18 protein-coding genes are annotated in these 15,084 nt (G+C 38.3%); 2 read left to right on the top strand and 16 right to left on the bottom strand.

Going from position 1 to position 15,084, the window contains the following annotated elements; genetic code table 11:
• Positions 1-176: 176 nt before the first annotated feature.
• The 8 genes from FI644_RS17430 to accB form a co-directional block, all read right to left on the bottom strand.
• A complete protein-coding gene (locus FI644_RS17430; RefSeq protein ID WP_053476953.1) occupies positions 177-1,070 on the bottom strand; it encodes a polyprenyl synthetase family protein in 894 nt (297 codons plus the stop codon).
• Between the two features lie 2 nt (positions 1,071-1,072).
• Entirely contained in the window at positions 1,073-1,306 is a 234-nt protein-coding gene (locus FI644_RS17425) for an exodeoxyribonuclease VII small subunit (RefSeq protein ID WP_053476954.1), read from the bottom strand.
• Positions 1,307-1,311: 5 nt separating this feature from the next.
• Positions 1,312-2,652: an exodeoxyribonuclease VII large subunit gene (xseA, locus tag FI644_RS17420; protein WP_053476955.1), complete on the bottom strand. Its 1,341-nt coding sequence runs from the start codon at positions 2,650-2,652 to the stop codon at positions 1,312-1,314.
• Between the two features lie 243 nt (positions 2,653-2,895).
• Positions 2,896-3,762 (bottom strand): bifunctional methylenetetrahydrofolate dehydrogenase/methenyltetrahydrofolate cyclohydrolase FolD, encoded by an 867-nt coding sequence (folD, locus tag FI644_RS17415; RefSeq protein WP_053476956.1) that lies wholly within the window; start codon positions 3,760-3,762, stop codon positions 2,896-2,898.
• A 47-nt stretch (positions 3,763-3,809) separates the two neighbouring features.
• A complete protein-coding gene (nusB, locus tag FI644_RS17410; protein ID WP_053476957.1) occupies positions 3,810-4,199 on the bottom strand; it encodes a transcription antitermination factor NusB in 390 nt (129 codons plus the stop codon).
• Between the two features lie 255 nt (positions 4,200-4,454).
• Complete coding sequence (locus tag FI644_RS17405; protein WP_053476958.1) at positions 4,455-4,859, bottom strand: Asp23/Gls24 family envelope stress response protein; 405 nt, start codon at positions 4,857-4,859, stop codon at positions 4,455-4,457.
• 15 nt (positions 4,860-4,874) lie between these two features.
• Positions 4,875-6,233: an acetyl-CoA carboxylase biotin carboxylase subunit gene (gene accC, locus FI644_RS17400; protein ID WP_053476959.1), complete on the bottom strand. Its 1,359-nt coding sequence runs from the start codon at positions 6,231-6,233 to the stop codon at positions 4,875-4,877.
• A 14-nt stretch (positions 6,234-6,247) separates the two neighbouring features.
• On the bottom strand, positions 6,248-6,736 hold the full coding sequence (gene accB, locus FI644_RS17395) for an acetyl-CoA carboxylase biotin carboxyl carrier protein (RefSeq protein ID WP_053476960.1): 489 nt from the start codon (positions 6,734-6,736) through the stop codon (positions 6,248-6,250).
• A gap of 299 nt (positions 6,737-7,035) precedes the next feature.
• On the opposite strand from accB, the gene FI644_RS17390 reads away from it, so the two are divergent.
• Positions 7,036-8,517, top strand: a complete 1,482-nt coding sequence (locus FI644_RS17390) for a methyl-accepting chemotaxis protein (RefSeq protein WP_142108662.1) — start codon at positions 7,036-7,038, stop codon at positions 8,515-8,517.
• Between the two features lie 51 nt (positions 8,518-8,568).
• On the opposite strand, the gene FI644_RS17385 is transcribed toward FI644_RS17390, so the two are convergent.
• The 8 genes from FI644_RS17385 to spoIIIAA all read right to left on the bottom strand — a co-directional run bounded on the left by FI644_RS17385 (position 8,569) and on the right by spoIIIAA (position 13,821).
• Positions 8,569-9,117 carry a SpoIIIAH-like family protein gene (locus tag FI644_RS17385; RefSeq protein ID WP_053476962.1) on the bottom strand — a complete coding sequence of 183 codons (549 nt, stop codon included), beginning with the start codon at positions 9,115-9,117 and terminating at the stop codon, positions 8,569-8,571.
• Between the two features lie 3 nt (positions 9,118-9,120).
• A complete protein-coding gene (gene spoIIIAG, locus FI644_RS17380; protein ID WP_053476963.1) occupies positions 9,121-9,795 on the bottom strand; it encodes a stage III sporulation protein AG in 675 nt (224 codons plus the stop codon).
• Positions 9,788-10,417: a stage III sporulation protein AF gene (spoIIIAF, locus tag FI644_RS17375; RefSeq protein ID WP_053476964.1), complete on the bottom strand. Its 630-nt coding sequence runs from the start codon at positions 10,415-10,417 to the stop codon at positions 9,788-9,790. The genes spoIIIAG and spoIIIAF overlap by 8 nt, the downstream gene beginning before the upstream one ends.
• Before the next feature lie 12 nt (positions 10,418-10,429).
• Positions 10,430-11,638 (bottom strand): stage III sporulation protein AE, encoded by a 1,209-nt coding sequence (gene spoIIIAE, locus FI644_RS17370; RefSeq protein ID WP_053476965.1) that lies wholly within the window; start codon positions 11,636-11,638, stop codon positions 10,430-10,432.
• A gap of 110 nt (positions 11,639-11,748) precedes the next feature.
• On the bottom strand, positions 11,749-12,138 hold the full coding sequence (spoIIIAD, locus tag FI644_RS17365) for a stage III sporulation protein AD (RefSeq protein ID WP_172797718.1): 390 nt from the start codon (positions 12,136-12,138) through the stop codon (positions 11,749-11,751).
• 14 nt (positions 12,139-12,152) lie between these two features.
• Positions 12,153-12,359, bottom strand: a complete 207-nt coding sequence (gene spoIIIAC, locus FI644_RS17360) for a stage III sporulation protein AC (protein WP_009794945.1) — start codon at positions 12,357-12,359, stop codon at positions 12,153-12,155.
• Between the two features lie 20 nt (positions 12,360-12,379).
• The gene (spoIIIAB, locus tag FI644_RS17355; protein WP_053476967.1) at positions 12,380-12,895 is read right to left on the bottom strand and encodes a stage III sporulation protein SpoIIIAB; all 516 of its coding nucleotides are present in this window, start codon (positions 12,893-12,895) and stop codon (positions 12,380-12,382) included.
• Positions 12,889-13,821 carry a stage III sporulation protein AA gene (spoIIIAA, locus tag FI644_RS17350; protein WP_053476968.1) on the bottom strand — a complete coding sequence of 311 codons (933 nt, stop codon included), beginning with the start codon at positions 13,819-13,821 and terminating at the stop codon, positions 12,889-12,891. The genes spoIIIAB and spoIIIAA overlap by 7 nt, the downstream gene beginning before the upstream one ends.
• Before the next feature lie 549 nt (positions 13,822-14,370).
• Between spoIIIAA and FI644_RS17345 the strand changes: the two genes are divergently transcribed.
• Positions 14,371-15,039: an SIMPL domain-containing protein gene (locus FI644_RS17345; protein WP_212139242.1), complete on the top strand. Its 669-nt coding sequence runs from the start codon at positions 14,371-14,373 to the stop codon at positions 15,037-15,039.
• Positions 15,040-15,084 lie beyond the last annotated feature (45 nt).

Below are 15,084 nucleotides of genomic sequence, written 5' to 3'. Positions count from 1 at the left end.
GGAAAGGCGTTCTTTCCTTTCTGGGAGGATTGGCTTGTGCTTGTCAGGGGGTAGGCGCAGAAGCTAGACAATTTTCTAATTCAAAAGTTTTTTATAGTGTATATTATAACAGTATGAAATAAATCCACAAGAAAAAGCAAAATTGCTTGTTCTTGTGGAAATACTTCAGTTATTTATTAGTGATCTCTTGTCTCAATCAAATTTGTAATTGCCTCAAGCCATTCGACATTTAATCCTATTGTCTTTAATTGGTGTTTTGCTAATTCAATATGTTGATGCAGGGCATCCTTCGCCCCATCTAGAGATAAAAGGGATGGATAGGTTACTTTATGATTGATCTCGTCACTTCCTACGCGTTTGCCAATTATCTCTTCGACTCCTTCCAAATCAAGAATATCATCTCGAATTTGAAAAGCAAGACCAAGATGATAAGCAAATTTTGCAAGAATTTTGATTTGCTCTTCTGTTGCTCCAGCTAAAATAGCTCCGGAAACAACGCTGCATTCAAGGAGTTTGCCAGTTTTATGAATATGAATATACTCTAAATCACTTAACGATAAATCTTTCTCTTCTCCGCTTATATCCGCAACTTGGCCGCCTACCATTCCTTCTGCGCCAGATGCTTTAGTTAGCTCCTTGATTAAAGCAAGCTTTGTCGACGCATCTGCAAAATCATCAGGCGTTTCCGCAAGCAGCTGAAAACTGTATGTTAAAAGAGCATCTCCTGCCAGAATAGCAAAGGCATCCCCGAAAACTTTATGATTTGTCGGCTTTCCCCTTCTTAAATCATCATTATCCATACTCGGCAGATCATCATGAATAAGGGAGTACGTATGAATCATTTCGATTGCTGCAGCCGCTTGTAATCCTTTTCTTGTGTCCTCCCCAAAAGCAGATAATGTTGCAAAAAGCAGCAATGGCCTAATCCGCTTACCGCCTGCCTCCAAAGAATAAAGCATTGATTCCTTAATAACTGGAGGGGCAGTTAATTGATTCACACGATCCCTTAATTCCTTTTCAAGTAACAGTTTGTGTGTGCTTGCAAATGTTGAAAACGATTCTTGTGACAAAATTACTCCTCCTCAGTTATGACGAAATTTTCTTTTCGTCCGTCCTCTGTCAAAATTTCTGTTAGCTGAGACTCCACATTTTTCAATTTATCATGGCACAGCTTTGATAATTCCATTCCTTTTTTGTAAATATTAATAGCTTCTTCTAAAGGTACATCTCCTTCCTCCAGTTTATCAACAATTTCTTCTAAATGTTTCATCGCTTCTTCAAAAGTAAGTTTTTGTTCTGCAGACATCCTTCTCACTCCTCAATATCTGTTACTAAACAATGAATAGCACCATCCGATACCTTTACCTTTATTTGCTCATTCCGCTTCACTTGATTGACTGTTTTAATCAATTTTCCCTCATCAGAATAAACAAGACTATACCCTCTATCCATAATTTTCAATGGGCTTAGCGCTTCCAATGTTGTAAGCATGTGGGAAAAGTCTTTTTCTTTCAATGCAAAAATTGTTGCTATCGCTCGATTTAATGATTTCTGCACCTTTTCCTGATGCAGCTTGGCTTCATCGATTCTTTCATTTGGATGGCTTCGCTTCAATCTTTTTTGCAGGTTTATCCACTCTTCAGCTTTCAATTCAAAAAGCTTTTTTGAACCTCTCTGGAGCTGCTCTGTCCATTTGTCGACCTGCTCAAGCTTTTGTTCATATAATTTATGAGGATAGCGGAATGCATAAGATTTTTGAATTCTTGCAAGCCTTTCATTTTGTAGATTTAATTGCTCTTTTAATGCTCGAATCATCCGAGACTGTCTATTAAAAATCCGTTCCGATAAATCTTCAATATGCGGCACTGCCATTTCTGCTGCTCCAGTCGGTGTAGGCGCTCTTAAATCAGCTACAAAATCTGCAATTGTAAAATCTGTTTCATGACCAACCGCAGAAATAATCGGAATACGAGAATGAAAAATAGATTTTGCTACTATTTCTTCGTTAAAGGCCCATAATTCTTCAATAGATCCGCCTCCGCGTCCAATAATCAGGACATCTGCTTCCTCACGGCTATTAGCCATTTGAATGGCTTTCACAATGGAAGGAGCTGCTTGTCCACCTTGAACGAGAGCAGGAAAAATAAGAATGTTCGCTACAGGATAACGCCTTTTAATCGTTGTAATAATATCACGGATGGCAGCCCCCGTCGGTGAAGTGACCACTCCGACAGTTTTCGGAAACTTTGGGATTGGTTTTTTAGATTCTGCCGAGAACAAGCCTTCCTTTTCCAATTTTTCCTTTAGCTGTTCATAAGCTAAATATAAATCCCCGATTCCGTCTGGCTGCATTTCCTTAATGTAAATTTGATATTGACCGCTCGGTTCATAAACAGTTAGGTCCCCTCTTATTAGCACCTTCATTCCGTTTTCAGGAGAAAACTTCATCATATGGTTATATCTCGAGAACATAACAGCAAGAACCCGAGCTTTTTCATCCTTTAAGGTAAAATACATATGTCCGCTCGAATGCTGTTTAAAATTTGATATTTCTCCCTTTACCATGACATCCTGTAAATGTGGGTCTGCATCGAATTTTCTTTTTATGTATTTCGTTAGAGCATTGACTGTTAAATATCGCTTATCATTCATAAAATAGTCAGTCTCCTTAAAATTAGAAAAGCGTAAGCGCCTTGGTAATCGCCGAAGTTTGATAGGCGATAGGCGTTGTAGCTAGACAATTCTTAAAATCCAAAATTAAAATCTTTCTCTTCTTAGAATAATACGACAATAAAACTGCCCTTTCATGATAGATTTAGTTATTCCAGCCGTCACATATAAACGGATTGGAAAGGTGTCTAATGAAAAGGCAGAGTGATTATTTTTATTTAATTTTTACACTGTAGTCGCTTTGTTCTTAATGGCTTTCGCTGCTTTTAAGGTATTGAACATGAGCATTGTAATGGTCATTGGGCCTACGCCTCCAGGAACTGGAGTAATATAGCTTGCAATTTCCTTCACATTGCTAAAGTCCACATCGCCACAGAGCTTGCCTTCACTATTTCTATTCATGCCGACATCGATGACAATTGCTCCTTCTTTCACATGGTCCTTCGTAATTATATTAACCTTGCCAACAGCTGCAACAAGAATATCTGCCTGCGTTGTAAAAGCTTTCAAGTCAGGTGTTTTGGAATGGCAATAAGTAACGGTAGCATTCTTATTTAAAAATAGCTGTCCAGCTGGTTTCCCAACAATATTACTGCGCCCAACAACAACTACGTGTTTCCCGGCAATATCAGCACCTATGTAATCTAACATTTCCATAACCCCATAAGGTGTACATGGTAAGAAAGAATCCTGACCTGTCATCATCCGGCCGACATTTACAGGGTGAAATCCATCCACATCTTTTTCAGGTGAAATCGCTTCAATTACCTTTTTTTCATTAATATGGTCTGGCAATGGCATTTGTACAAGAATGCCATGAATGCTCGAATCTTCATTTAATTCAGCTACTTGATTTAATAAGGCTTCTTCACTTACTGATTCAGGAAGTTCAATTAACACAGAATGCATGCCAAGCTCACGACATGTTCTTTCTTTGTTGGTTACATAAGTTTTAGAGGCTGGATTATTTCCAACTAAGATAACAGCAAGACCAGGAACGATACCGTCCTTTTTTAGTTTCTCAACCTCTTCAGCAATTAAGGTTTTCTTTTGTCTAGCAATTTCTTTTCCATCAATTAAACTTTTCCCCATTTAAGCTTCCTCCTAATGTAATGTGAGTAAACCGCTGGTTGAATGAATCACAGTTGCTGTTTAATCTTTGATAGAACACCGTTTATAAACTTACTTGATTGATCGTCACCATACATTTTTGCAATTTCTATGGCTTCATCAATTGCAACATTTGGCGGAATCTCTTCACTGCCAAACTGTAACTCATAAACGGATAATCTTAATAGATTTCGATCTACGGTTGCCAATCTTTCCAGTGTCCAATTTGAAAGGTGCTTCTTAATTGATTGATCAATATGGTCTTTATTCTCTAATACACCATGTACTAATTTGCTTAAATATTTATCATTTGGCGCACCTTCCAGTACATGTTCAATGGCTGAACCTGGTTCTACCTGACTCATATCAATTTGAAATAATGCTTGTAATGCCTTTTCTCTGGCTGTTCTTCTTTTCATCTATTCCATAACTCCTTTTACAGGGAAAATTTCTGCTATAATCGTTCAAAAAATACATTAGTAATCATAGCATAAGTATATCGAATACGCATCTTCTTATACCATCATCATTCCCCTTGTAAAAACGGTTATAAACCGTCATTCATTACTTTAGCAAGAAATATTTAGTAATTAAACGTCTTAGATCACAGTATAAAAAGTTTTTTTGTAACGTAAAAAAGCCAAAGACAAAATGAACGTCTTTGGCCTCACTCTTTACATTTCCTGATCTACTTCCACTTCATGCTTTTGGTTTTCAAATGTAATACCGACTACATGAATATTTACTTCTTGTGCTTCTAGCGCTGTCATATTCAGAAGAGCCTGGCGGATATTATCTTGAATTTTTTGCGCTACATTCGGAATGGATATACCGAACGTCATTGAGCAATAAACATCCACTTTAATTCCCTCATCAGATAACTCAACCTTAACGCCTTTACCATGGTTTTTCTTTCCTAAACGTTCAACAACACCTGAAGCAAAGTTCCCGCGCATTTGGGCAACCCCCTCGACCTCTGATGCCGCGATACCAGCTATCACTTCTATCACTTCAGGAGCAATTTCAACTTTACCAAGACCAGCGTTTTCTTTATTCATCTCTAAAATATTTTCGCTCATCCTTGCACCTCCATTTTAATCTTTTTTATCCATTACATTATATATTTCTAAAAACTTTGTATTAAAATTTCCATCTATAAACTGTTCATGGCTTAAAAGCTTTAAATGGAACGGAATTGTCGTATGGATACCCTCTACAACAAATTCACTTAATGCTCTTTTCATCCGAGCAATAGCTTCATCCCTTGTATGTCCATAAGTGATTACCTTTGCAATCATGGAATCGTAGTAAGGCGGAATCACATACCCTGGGTACGCAGCAGAATCAACTCGAACACCATAACCGCCAGGAGGGAGATACATGGTAATTTTCCCTGCAGATGGCATAAAGTTCTTTTCTGGATTTTCAGCATTGATACGGCATTCAATCGACCAGCCACTAAAAGTTACATCCTGCTGGCTAAATTCCAGCTTCTCACCTGATGCCACTTTAATCTGCTCTTTAATTAAATCCACACCCGTTACCATTTCTGTTACTGGGTGTTCAACCTGAATCCGTGTATTCATTTCCATGAAATAAAAGTTGCGTCCATGGTAATCATAGATAAATTCTATCGTTCCTGCCCCAGTATAATCAACTGCTTGTGCTGCCTTTACAGCTGCATTACCCATTTTATTACGCGTTTCCTCATCCAATGCAGGTGAAGGAGTTTCTTCAAGCAGTTTTTGCAGACGTCTTTGAATAGAGCAGTCTCTTTCCCCTAGGTGAACAACGTTTCCAAACGAATCTGCAAGCACTTGTATTTCAACATGGCGGAAATCTTCAATATATTTTTCTATATAAACACCTGGGTTTCCAAATGCAGTTAAGGCTTCTTGCTGGGTAATCGTAATCCCTTTTACAAGCTCTGCCTCGTTACGTGCGACACGAATTCCTTTTCCGCCGCCGCCAGCCGTAGCTTTAATAATCACCGGATATTCAATTTTATTAGCCAGTTCAATGGCTTCTTCTACATCTTTAATTATCCCATTTGAACCAGGAACAATCGGAACGCCAGCTTCCTTCATTGTCTCTCTTGCGATATCCTTCGTTCCCATCTTCGTAATTGCCTCTGGAGTAGGACCGACAAAAATAATATTACATTCTCGGCAAAGGTCTGCAAAATCGGCATTCTCTGCTAAAAATCCATATCCCGGATGAATCGCATCACAACCCGTTAGCTTAGCGACGCTAATAATATTCGTGAAATTTAAATAACTATCCTTTGATGCTGTCGGACCAATGCAATAGGCTTCATCTGCAAGCTGAACATGAAGCGATTCCTTATCAGCTTCAGAATATACTGCAACAGATTCAATGCCCATTTCGCGGCAAGCGCGAATAATACGAACAGCAATTTCTCCTCTATTTGCAATTAACAGTTTTTTAATCATCCTGTTACCGCTCCTTACTCAGGCTTTACTAAAAATAATGGCTGACCGTATTCAACTAATTGTCCATCACTAACTAATATTTCAACAATTTCTCCATTAATTTCAGCTTCAATTTCATTAAACAGCTTCATTGCTTCTACGATGCAAACAATTGAATCTTTTGATACTTTCGATCCTGTTTTTACATAGCTTTCAGCATCTGGTGAGGATGATTGATAGAACGTTCCTACCATTGGCGAAACAATTTTATGTAGATTTTCAGTTTCTTTAACTGCTTCAGTAACAGCTGGTTCTACAACTGTCTCTTGTTTAACCGGAGCTTTTACAGCTTCTTTAGGTGTTTGAACTTCTTCAATAACCGTTTTAGCCGGCTGAACAACAACAGCCTCTGCTGTTTTCTTCTTCATCTTAATTTTCGATCCATCATGCTCATATACAAACTCATCAATATTCGACTGATCAACAAGTTTAATCAGTTCACGAATTTCCTGAACTTTTAACATTTTTGGCACCCCTTATTATCAATTCGTTTATTCCTAAAAAAACATTAGAAAATAATACGATGAAAAAATTATGACTAGCTACTAATATCATACGATAAGATCTTATTAAAATTCAATACGGGATTATCAACTATGCATAATATTTTCATTTTCCTTCTTTCAACCTTATCATTTGAAACCTTCACTTTAAAGATGCATTTCTCTGTTTTTGAAAACTTTGTGACTATTTACAGAGGAAATTTGAATAAATATAGCGAAATAATCATTCAAATGGACTAGAAGTGAGAGGGAGAGTGGAAATGAAGACGATTGAAGAGATTAAAAAGGAAGACTTAATAAGGAAAAACTCCCTAGTTGTGAAAGCTGCCTTTGTATGTGTCATCCTAGCAGCCCTTGTGGATATAGTAATGAAAAAAGAAATTGCCGTTATTTTATCCATTATAATTACTGGTGGTGTAGGGGTTGGCATTGTCGCTATCATCCACTATTTAAAGAGAGCAATGAAAGTCATTCCCTATTTATCCATTTTTTTAGTAGCTGGTGTTATGTTTATCATTATGGAAAATAGTGTTTCTCCAACTGCTTATTTTCTCATCTTTTTCATTCTTGCCCTTGCAGCTATTTATATGGAACGATGTTTATTATGGCTCGCTTCAGCTATCGGTTTAGTTGTAATAACTGTATTTACGGTTATGCACCACGATCAGCTTCCACTAGAAGGAAAAAATTATGTGACCGTGTATTTACTCTTTATACTAATAACAATTCTGCTAACTTTTCAGCTCGCACTAGCAAAAAAATTATCGAAGAATATTGTTTCAGCCCAAAAAGAAACGCAATTATTATTGGAGAATAACATCACAATGAAGGAAACCGTTGCTAACAGTACCACTAGTATTTCTTCTCTTATAGAAGATGTCAAACGGCTTAGTAAAGAAAATTACCAATCTGCAATTGAAATGAATGATACAATTACAGAAATCTCAGCAGGCATACAAACGCAAACAGATACGATTATTGATATTACGCACGCGCTTAACGAAGCGAATCAACTTGCTGAAAATACAGCCCATCTCGTCGATAAACTTCATAAAGATGCGATTGACGCTGAACAAACAACCTATGAAGGAGATTCTTTAGTAACGAATCTTCGTGAGGATATTTCTTTTTCTTTAGCTGAAATGAGTGTTGTAAATACCCAAATTTCCTCATTAGGAAGCCTTGTGAAAGAAACATCCCAATTTGCTTCAGCGATTCAGGATATCGCGAATCAAACAAATCTTCTCGCTTTAAATGCATCCATTGAGGCTGCTAGGACTGGTGCTAGCGGAAAGGGATTCGCTGTAGTAGCTGAAGAAGTAAGGAAGCTTGCAGATATTTCAAGAAAAACAGCTGCGCAAATCACTGAAAACTTACAAAATGTAATGATGGATACAGAACGCACAAAAAATACAATTTATACTACAGGAGAAAAATTAACGAATAATCTTTCCCTTGCCAATGAAACACAAGAGGTCTTTCAAAAGATCCAGAAAACCTTTTTCAATCTTAAAGATGATATTACACAATACGATTCACATACTAAACAAATTTACCATTCATCAAACCTAATTGGTGAATCCATTAGTGAATTTAGCTCGGTAATTGAACAAGCTAGTGCTTCCCTGCAAGAGATTGCATCAACAGTTGGCCTTCAAACAAATCATCATGAACAGTTATTTATTTCTGTATCCAATGCCCATGATTCAATAGAACAGCTGATCGAGTTACAAAAGAAATAGCGAGGGATCTCCCCTCGCTATTTTGTCTAAGCACAGCTTCCGAATTTGATATTATTCAGGCTGAAATTCCACTGTTACTAATTGCAGGTCACCAATTTCACTTTTTACCTGGCGAATAATTTCATTCGCTTCTGTGCGAGAAAGCTTTTCTGCTTTCACAGTCACTTGAACATTTTTCTCATCTGCACGAACAAGAACATCTTCATAATTCATCGCCTTAATAAGCGTTTCAAGAATGTATTCCTTTTCTGCTAATTCATCAAGCTTATCAATTTGGTCCTTTGCTCCGCTAATTTCTTCTGCAGGTAGATCTGTAGTAGCCATCACTTCAGTCAATTCTTCAACTTGTTTGTTGCGCTCGTCATTTAACTGTAGTCGTAATGCCTCGAACTTTTCATCGCCAGCAGCATTTGTAATGATATCACTATCAGCATCAGTAGAGTCCGTATTTACCGCTTCTTCATTTTTTTGTTCTGCATTTTCTTCCGTATCTGCTAAATCATTTCCTCTTTGTTCAGGTGAAGTAATATAGTACACAGACAATACGACAACAAGGCTTAGCATTGTTAACAACCAGACTGTTTGTTTTTTCAATAACATTTATTATTCCCCCTTAGCTTTCGTTTTTTTCGGCATGACTGATATTCGATGACTTGGTACATCAAGACCCCTTGATACCGCCTCAATGATCCAGCTTTTCACTTGAATATTTTCTGCTCCTTTTGCCACGATGGCCACACCTCTAATTTTTGGTTTTTTCGTTTCCAGAACAATTGGAACCTCTTTTTCTCCCTCTCTAATGATGACTAGCTGCTCTTCCTTCGATTGATCTTCTACCTTTCTCTTTCCACCTTCACGGTCTGTTTCATCCGTCGTTTGTGTCTTACTTGTTGTATTTTTCTCTAACACCTTTTGTTCGGTTGCATCCACGTTCACAAGAACTGTGGCACCCTCGACTCCTACAATGTCATCAAGAATTTCTTTTATTTGTGTTTCATATGCTCGCTCATAATCAGCAATGACACTATTGCCTTCTGGCTGCTCCTTGCCAAAGGTAGCAACATCCTCTTCATTCTTAGCTCCAGCTTGATTATTAAAAACTGGCAAGCTTGTATCTGCCGTTTTATCTTTAAAAAAGATATTACTGACTAGCATGATTGCAGCTCCAAAGAGAAGGACAAGCAGCAAATATTGATATTTGCCTGGCTTTTTATCTGACTGTTCATCCTTTGATAATAGCTTTTTTAAAAAATTTAAAGGTCCTTTATCCTTATCCATCCTTATTCATCTTCCCTCCTTCTACCGATACTTCGATCATGTTTTCATCCACACCCAATTTTTGTGCGATTAGTGAAGCAACTTTTTTTGTTTCATCATTTGCCTGATTTGAAGGAAGAGTTTCTTCAGTATTAATTTCTACCCTTTTTACCACTTCAACAGCTTCGGTTACTTCATCCATGTGTTTAAGATAGACTACAACCTTTTGCAAGTTTTCTGGGGAAGCACGCTGATCATATTCATCTGCTAAAAAATCTACATTCACAATTTCCAATCCGTACTGTTCCATCAACTCCTCTTCCGTATCCTTTTTTAATTGGACACGCATTTCTTCTAAAATATATGCATGTTGGAATGCTTGTATTTCTTTTTTCTGCATTTCGATGGAATTTTCTAAGTTTTTTTCTCCAGATGCTTCAATAGAAGGGATTGCTGCGAGCACTTCTTCAAAATCATTGGAGACTAACTTCAATATTGGCGTCAAAATAATCGCAATCAGAAGAAGTCCCGTAACCATTTTGATATATTTTTGCAAATTTGAATTTGGAAGGAGCATATCAATAACAGTTGCCAAGAGCACAAATAAGATGATATTCGTTATCCATTCTTTAATAAAATCCATTTAGCTCACCTCCTACCTGACCATCATCGTCAAGTTTCCGGCTGCGATAATAACTGTAATGCTTAAAAAAAACATTAGCGAGACAATAGCGAGAGCGGCAAAAACATAAATGACACTCTTGCTGATGATGTCCAAGCAGGTAATGATTGGCCCTCCGCCTAAGGGCTGCAAAATCGCAGCTGCAAATTTATATATGAAAGCAATCATTAATATTTTGATTGCTGGAAAGGCAGCAATGATGATTAAAATCGCTACACCTGCGATCCCTACTGTGTTTTTTAATAAGACAGAGGCACTAATCACCGTATCTGTAGCATCTGTAAACATTCGTCCTATGACCGGGATAAAGTTTCCGGTGATAAATTTTGCCGTCCGCAGCGTAATTCCGTCTGTTACAGCGGCAGATGCCCCTTGAACAGAGATAACGCCGAGAAAGACAGTTAGGAATGTTCCGAGAAGTCCTATGCTCCAATTTTTCAGCAAATTAGCAAGCTGGGTCACCTTGTAATTCTCTGATAATGTACTAACAATGCTAAGTAATGCAGATAGAAATAATAATGGGAGAACCACATATTGGATAAATAATCCACTCATATTCATTAAAAAGAGGATGACCGGATGAAAGAATGCAGCTGATACGATTCCGCCTGAGGAAGCAATTAATGCTAACAACAACGGAATAAGCGCCATAATGAAAGAAATCATCGTGTCAATTGCTTCCTGTGTATAGCTAATGGCAACATGGAAGCTATTTAATGCAATAATGATTAAAACCATAAAAACAATCGCATATGCCGCTTTACTGACTGTGCTCTTTTCAAAAGAGTTTTGCAGTGATTGCAGAAACATGCTGAATACAGTCAGAAGGATTAACGAACCCAGCAGTTTCCCATTGACAATAAACTCATGGAAAATGAACTTTATAAAACCCGAAACCCATTCCTGAAAGGAAAAGCTTTTTTCTCCTTTTAAAAATTCATATAGACTTCCTTTTTGACTCTCTGGTAAAAAACCGCCATATTCATTGCTGATTTTTTCCCAAAACCCTTTTAATTCGTCGATATTAAGTGAATCAAGTTGGGAGTCAACGATTGCCTGCGGGTTAATTACATCTAAATCTTCATTTACGTTAGTAGTATCTGGAGAGGCTTGTACACTTTGAATTAGTAAAAAAAACAGGAAAAGATTGAGAAACATCACTTTCAGCATCAAATGCTTCATTGTTACACCTCATTTTAGAAGGCTGTTTTTGAAAATTCTGGATTCAATAAAATTGGAATGGTAGGAGAGCTATGCAGCATCGTGAGGTGGGAACTACAGTTGGATTCGGTCTAGCCAGGAATCATTTGAATGATTGTTTCAATCATTACTGTCAAAATAGGAATGGCCATTGCAAGGATTAAAATTTTCCCTGCTAACTCGATCTTGGAAGCAATGGCTCCTTGACCCGCATCTTTTGTGATTTGGGCAGCAAATTCAGCAATATAGGCGATCCCAATTACTTTTAAGATTGTTTCAATATACATCATATTGATTTTTGCATTTACTGCTATTTGTTCAATCATGTGGATAATCGCATAAATTTGATCAACCAAAAAAAGGAAAATTGCACAGCCAACAAATACAATTAGTAAGAAGGCGAAATTTGGCTTTTGTTCTTTTACAATCAATGCAAGAAATGTAGCAACAAGTGCCACACCAACTATTTGGAGAATTTCAATGGCGAAGCCCTCCTTTAGCCTTGGAAAAGAAAGACAGACTTAATTTTTTGAAACAGATCATCAACAATGGAAGCAACCATAAATAAAATGTAGATAAAGCCAAACAATGTCACCCACTGGGCATATTCCTTCTTCCCCACTTGATCAAGGATTGTGTGTAAAAATGCAACAACAATCCCCACACCAGCAATTTTAAAAATAATATCGACCTCTAAGCCCATAAACTCTCCTCCGCCTCGTTCTACATTAATAAGATAATTAGTAAAAGCCCTGATAAGAAACCTAAGCTTTTAACCATTTTTTCGTATTTTGCCTGCTTATCATATGCATCTGCTTCTTCACGTTCTAAATGGGCCAAGGTAAGCATAATTTGCTTTTGCTGAGAAGTCCGATCATGCCTGCCTAATGTTTCCCCGAATTGTTTCATGATTTCAAATTCCCCTTGCTTTAGTGCAGTAATTTTCCATATTTCCTTTAAACTCTGCTCCCAGGCATCTTTCACTGTTGTTTCTGAATGAGTCAATCTTTTCGCAAAGGACTCAAAGAAGGACGACAGCGGTTTTGATAGCTGCGAAGCAAGCCTTCTTGCGGCCTCGTGCAGTGGGGTGTGGCCGTACATAATTTCCGCCTCTAAAGACTGGAGTGCTGATTTTAATTGCCGCAGCTGACGCGGCCGCTCATTTAGATGTCTGGCCGCCTCAAATCCAGCCCAAGTAGTAGCTATAATGATAAAAATAGCCCCTATGACTTTCACCATCTTACATCACTTCTCACTTCATTCAGGAGTTCTCGGCCTGTCCCATCTTTCATGCTCGTTATGCTTCCGGGCCCGCTTCTCCTGTTCAATTCAATGAAGCGCTGAAAAATACCCATCTCAAGAATAGGTCGAATGGTTGGCCGTTTTCTTATCTCTTCTAATGAGGTGCCGTGTGTTGTCATCATTAATTTGATTCCGGCATTTACCGCTTCCATAATGGCATCTGCATCTTCCTGCCTGCCAATTTCATCAACTATCAGTACGTCGGGGCTCATCGAGCGAATCATCATCATCATCCCTTCTACTTTCGGACAAGCATCAAGGACATCGATTCGAGGGCCAAATGTCATTTGCGGGATTCCATTTACACTTCCTGCAATTTCTGATCGTTCGTCAACGATCCCTACTTTATATGAATGGAAAAGCCCATTCTTATCCCCGCTAGATATGATTCTTGCAATATCACGCAAAAGCGTCGTTTTACCTGTTTGAGGTGGACCGATAATCATCGTATGAAGCCAGCTCTCATTATATAAATGAGGGACTAGCCTGTCGGCAATACCAATTTGTTCTCTGGCAATTCGGATATTAAAGGATGAAATGTCTCTTATCGCTTTTACCTTGCCAGATTCAAGAATAACCTTGCCTGCCAATCCCACACGATGTCCACCCTCAATTGTGATATAACCCCTCCGCAATTCTTCCTCAAGGGTATAGATGGAAAAGTGGCTAATTTTATTTAGCAGATGAACAGCATCATCCGGTTTTACAATATAGGGTAAAAACGTCGGAATTCCTTTCACAGTTAATTCAACGGGTCGATGAATTCGGACTCGTATCTCTTCTAACTCCAGCAATTGAGGAGGGGAAAAATGCTGCAATTGATCAGCTATCGTTTTCGGCAAAAAGGCTAGAATCGTTTCCAATGCACTAATCCTCCTAATCATAGTCTGATTTACTAGCAAACTTGTGCTTGTCGGGGGTGGGCACTAAGGAAATCTCCTTTGAGTAATCCCCGCAGGAACAATCGGCACTTTGATTGTTCCGAAGGCGCTTCCGCTTTTCTATTTGTCTAGCTGCTGCGCCTAGGGGCTCGAGGTCATAAGCCCATCCGCCATGAAGGTTAAAGAGCAACCTTCCTGTCGGCTCGTCTTATGCTTGTCGCCCCTGAACAAGGCGCTTTCGCTTTTCTATTTGTCTAGCTGCTGCGCCTAGGGGCTCGAGGTCATAAGCCCATCCGCCATGAAGGTTAAAGAGCAACCTTCCCGTCGGCTCGTCTTATGCTTGTCGCCCCTGAACAAGGCGCTTTCGCTTTTCTATTTGGACTAGCACTACTTAAAATGTATGCCTGCTTTAAAACAATATGACTTGATTTCTTCTGTTGCCCTAAATTCTATTAAAATTTTCGAATGTTGCCTTTCCTTTTATCGTACATATAAATAAAGCCAAAATAGTGAAGGGAAGTGCAGGAGAGAATGTACTACTATCCGCCATATAGAAATAATTACATGTCAAATAAAAGGATGAATATAATAAGTGTTTTTGGGGAAGGCAGAGTTTCAGTGCAGCCAAATATGGCTAAGGTGACATTAGGGGCATCTACTGAGGCTATGGATGTAACACAGGCTCAGAATAATAATTCAATAATCATAGCGAGGATTAAGGAGGCATTAAAGAAACTTGGAGTGCCGGAGCAACAGATTCAAACTGTCGACTATTCTATCTTTCCGCAATATGATTATAAGGATGGAGAACAAATTTTTAGAGGGTATAAAGTTCAACATCTTCTCCTTGTTACTATTGAACATATAGAAAATACCGGGATAGTCATTGATACAGCTGTCAGCAATGGTGCAAACATCGTCTCTGGAATACAATTTACTACAAAGGATGCTGACCAGTTCGTCCAACAGGCGCTATCCTTAGCAGTTGTAAATTCCTTCCAGAAAGCAGAAACAATTGCGGGGACTTTAGGTGTCAAATTAATAAAAACACCAATACAAGTGATAGAAAATATACATCAGCAAGGTGCCCCTATTCCCTTCCAGGCAACCGCCTTTGCAAAAAGCGAGGTTGCTACTCCAATTCAGCCAGGGACAATAGAATTTAAAAGTTATATCACTGCTGAATATATATATTCATGAAATAAAAAAAGCAATAACCCATTTGGTTATTGCTTTTCTCATTTG

The organism is Cytobacillus solani (genome assembly GCF_006704205.1).
Classification (GTDB): Bacteria; Bacillota; Bacilli; order Bacillales; family Cytobacillaceae; genus Cytobacillus; species Cytobacillus solani.
The sequence above is the reverse complement of the archived record's forward strand: the minus strand, read 5'-3'. Positions and strand labels throughout refer to the sequence as shown.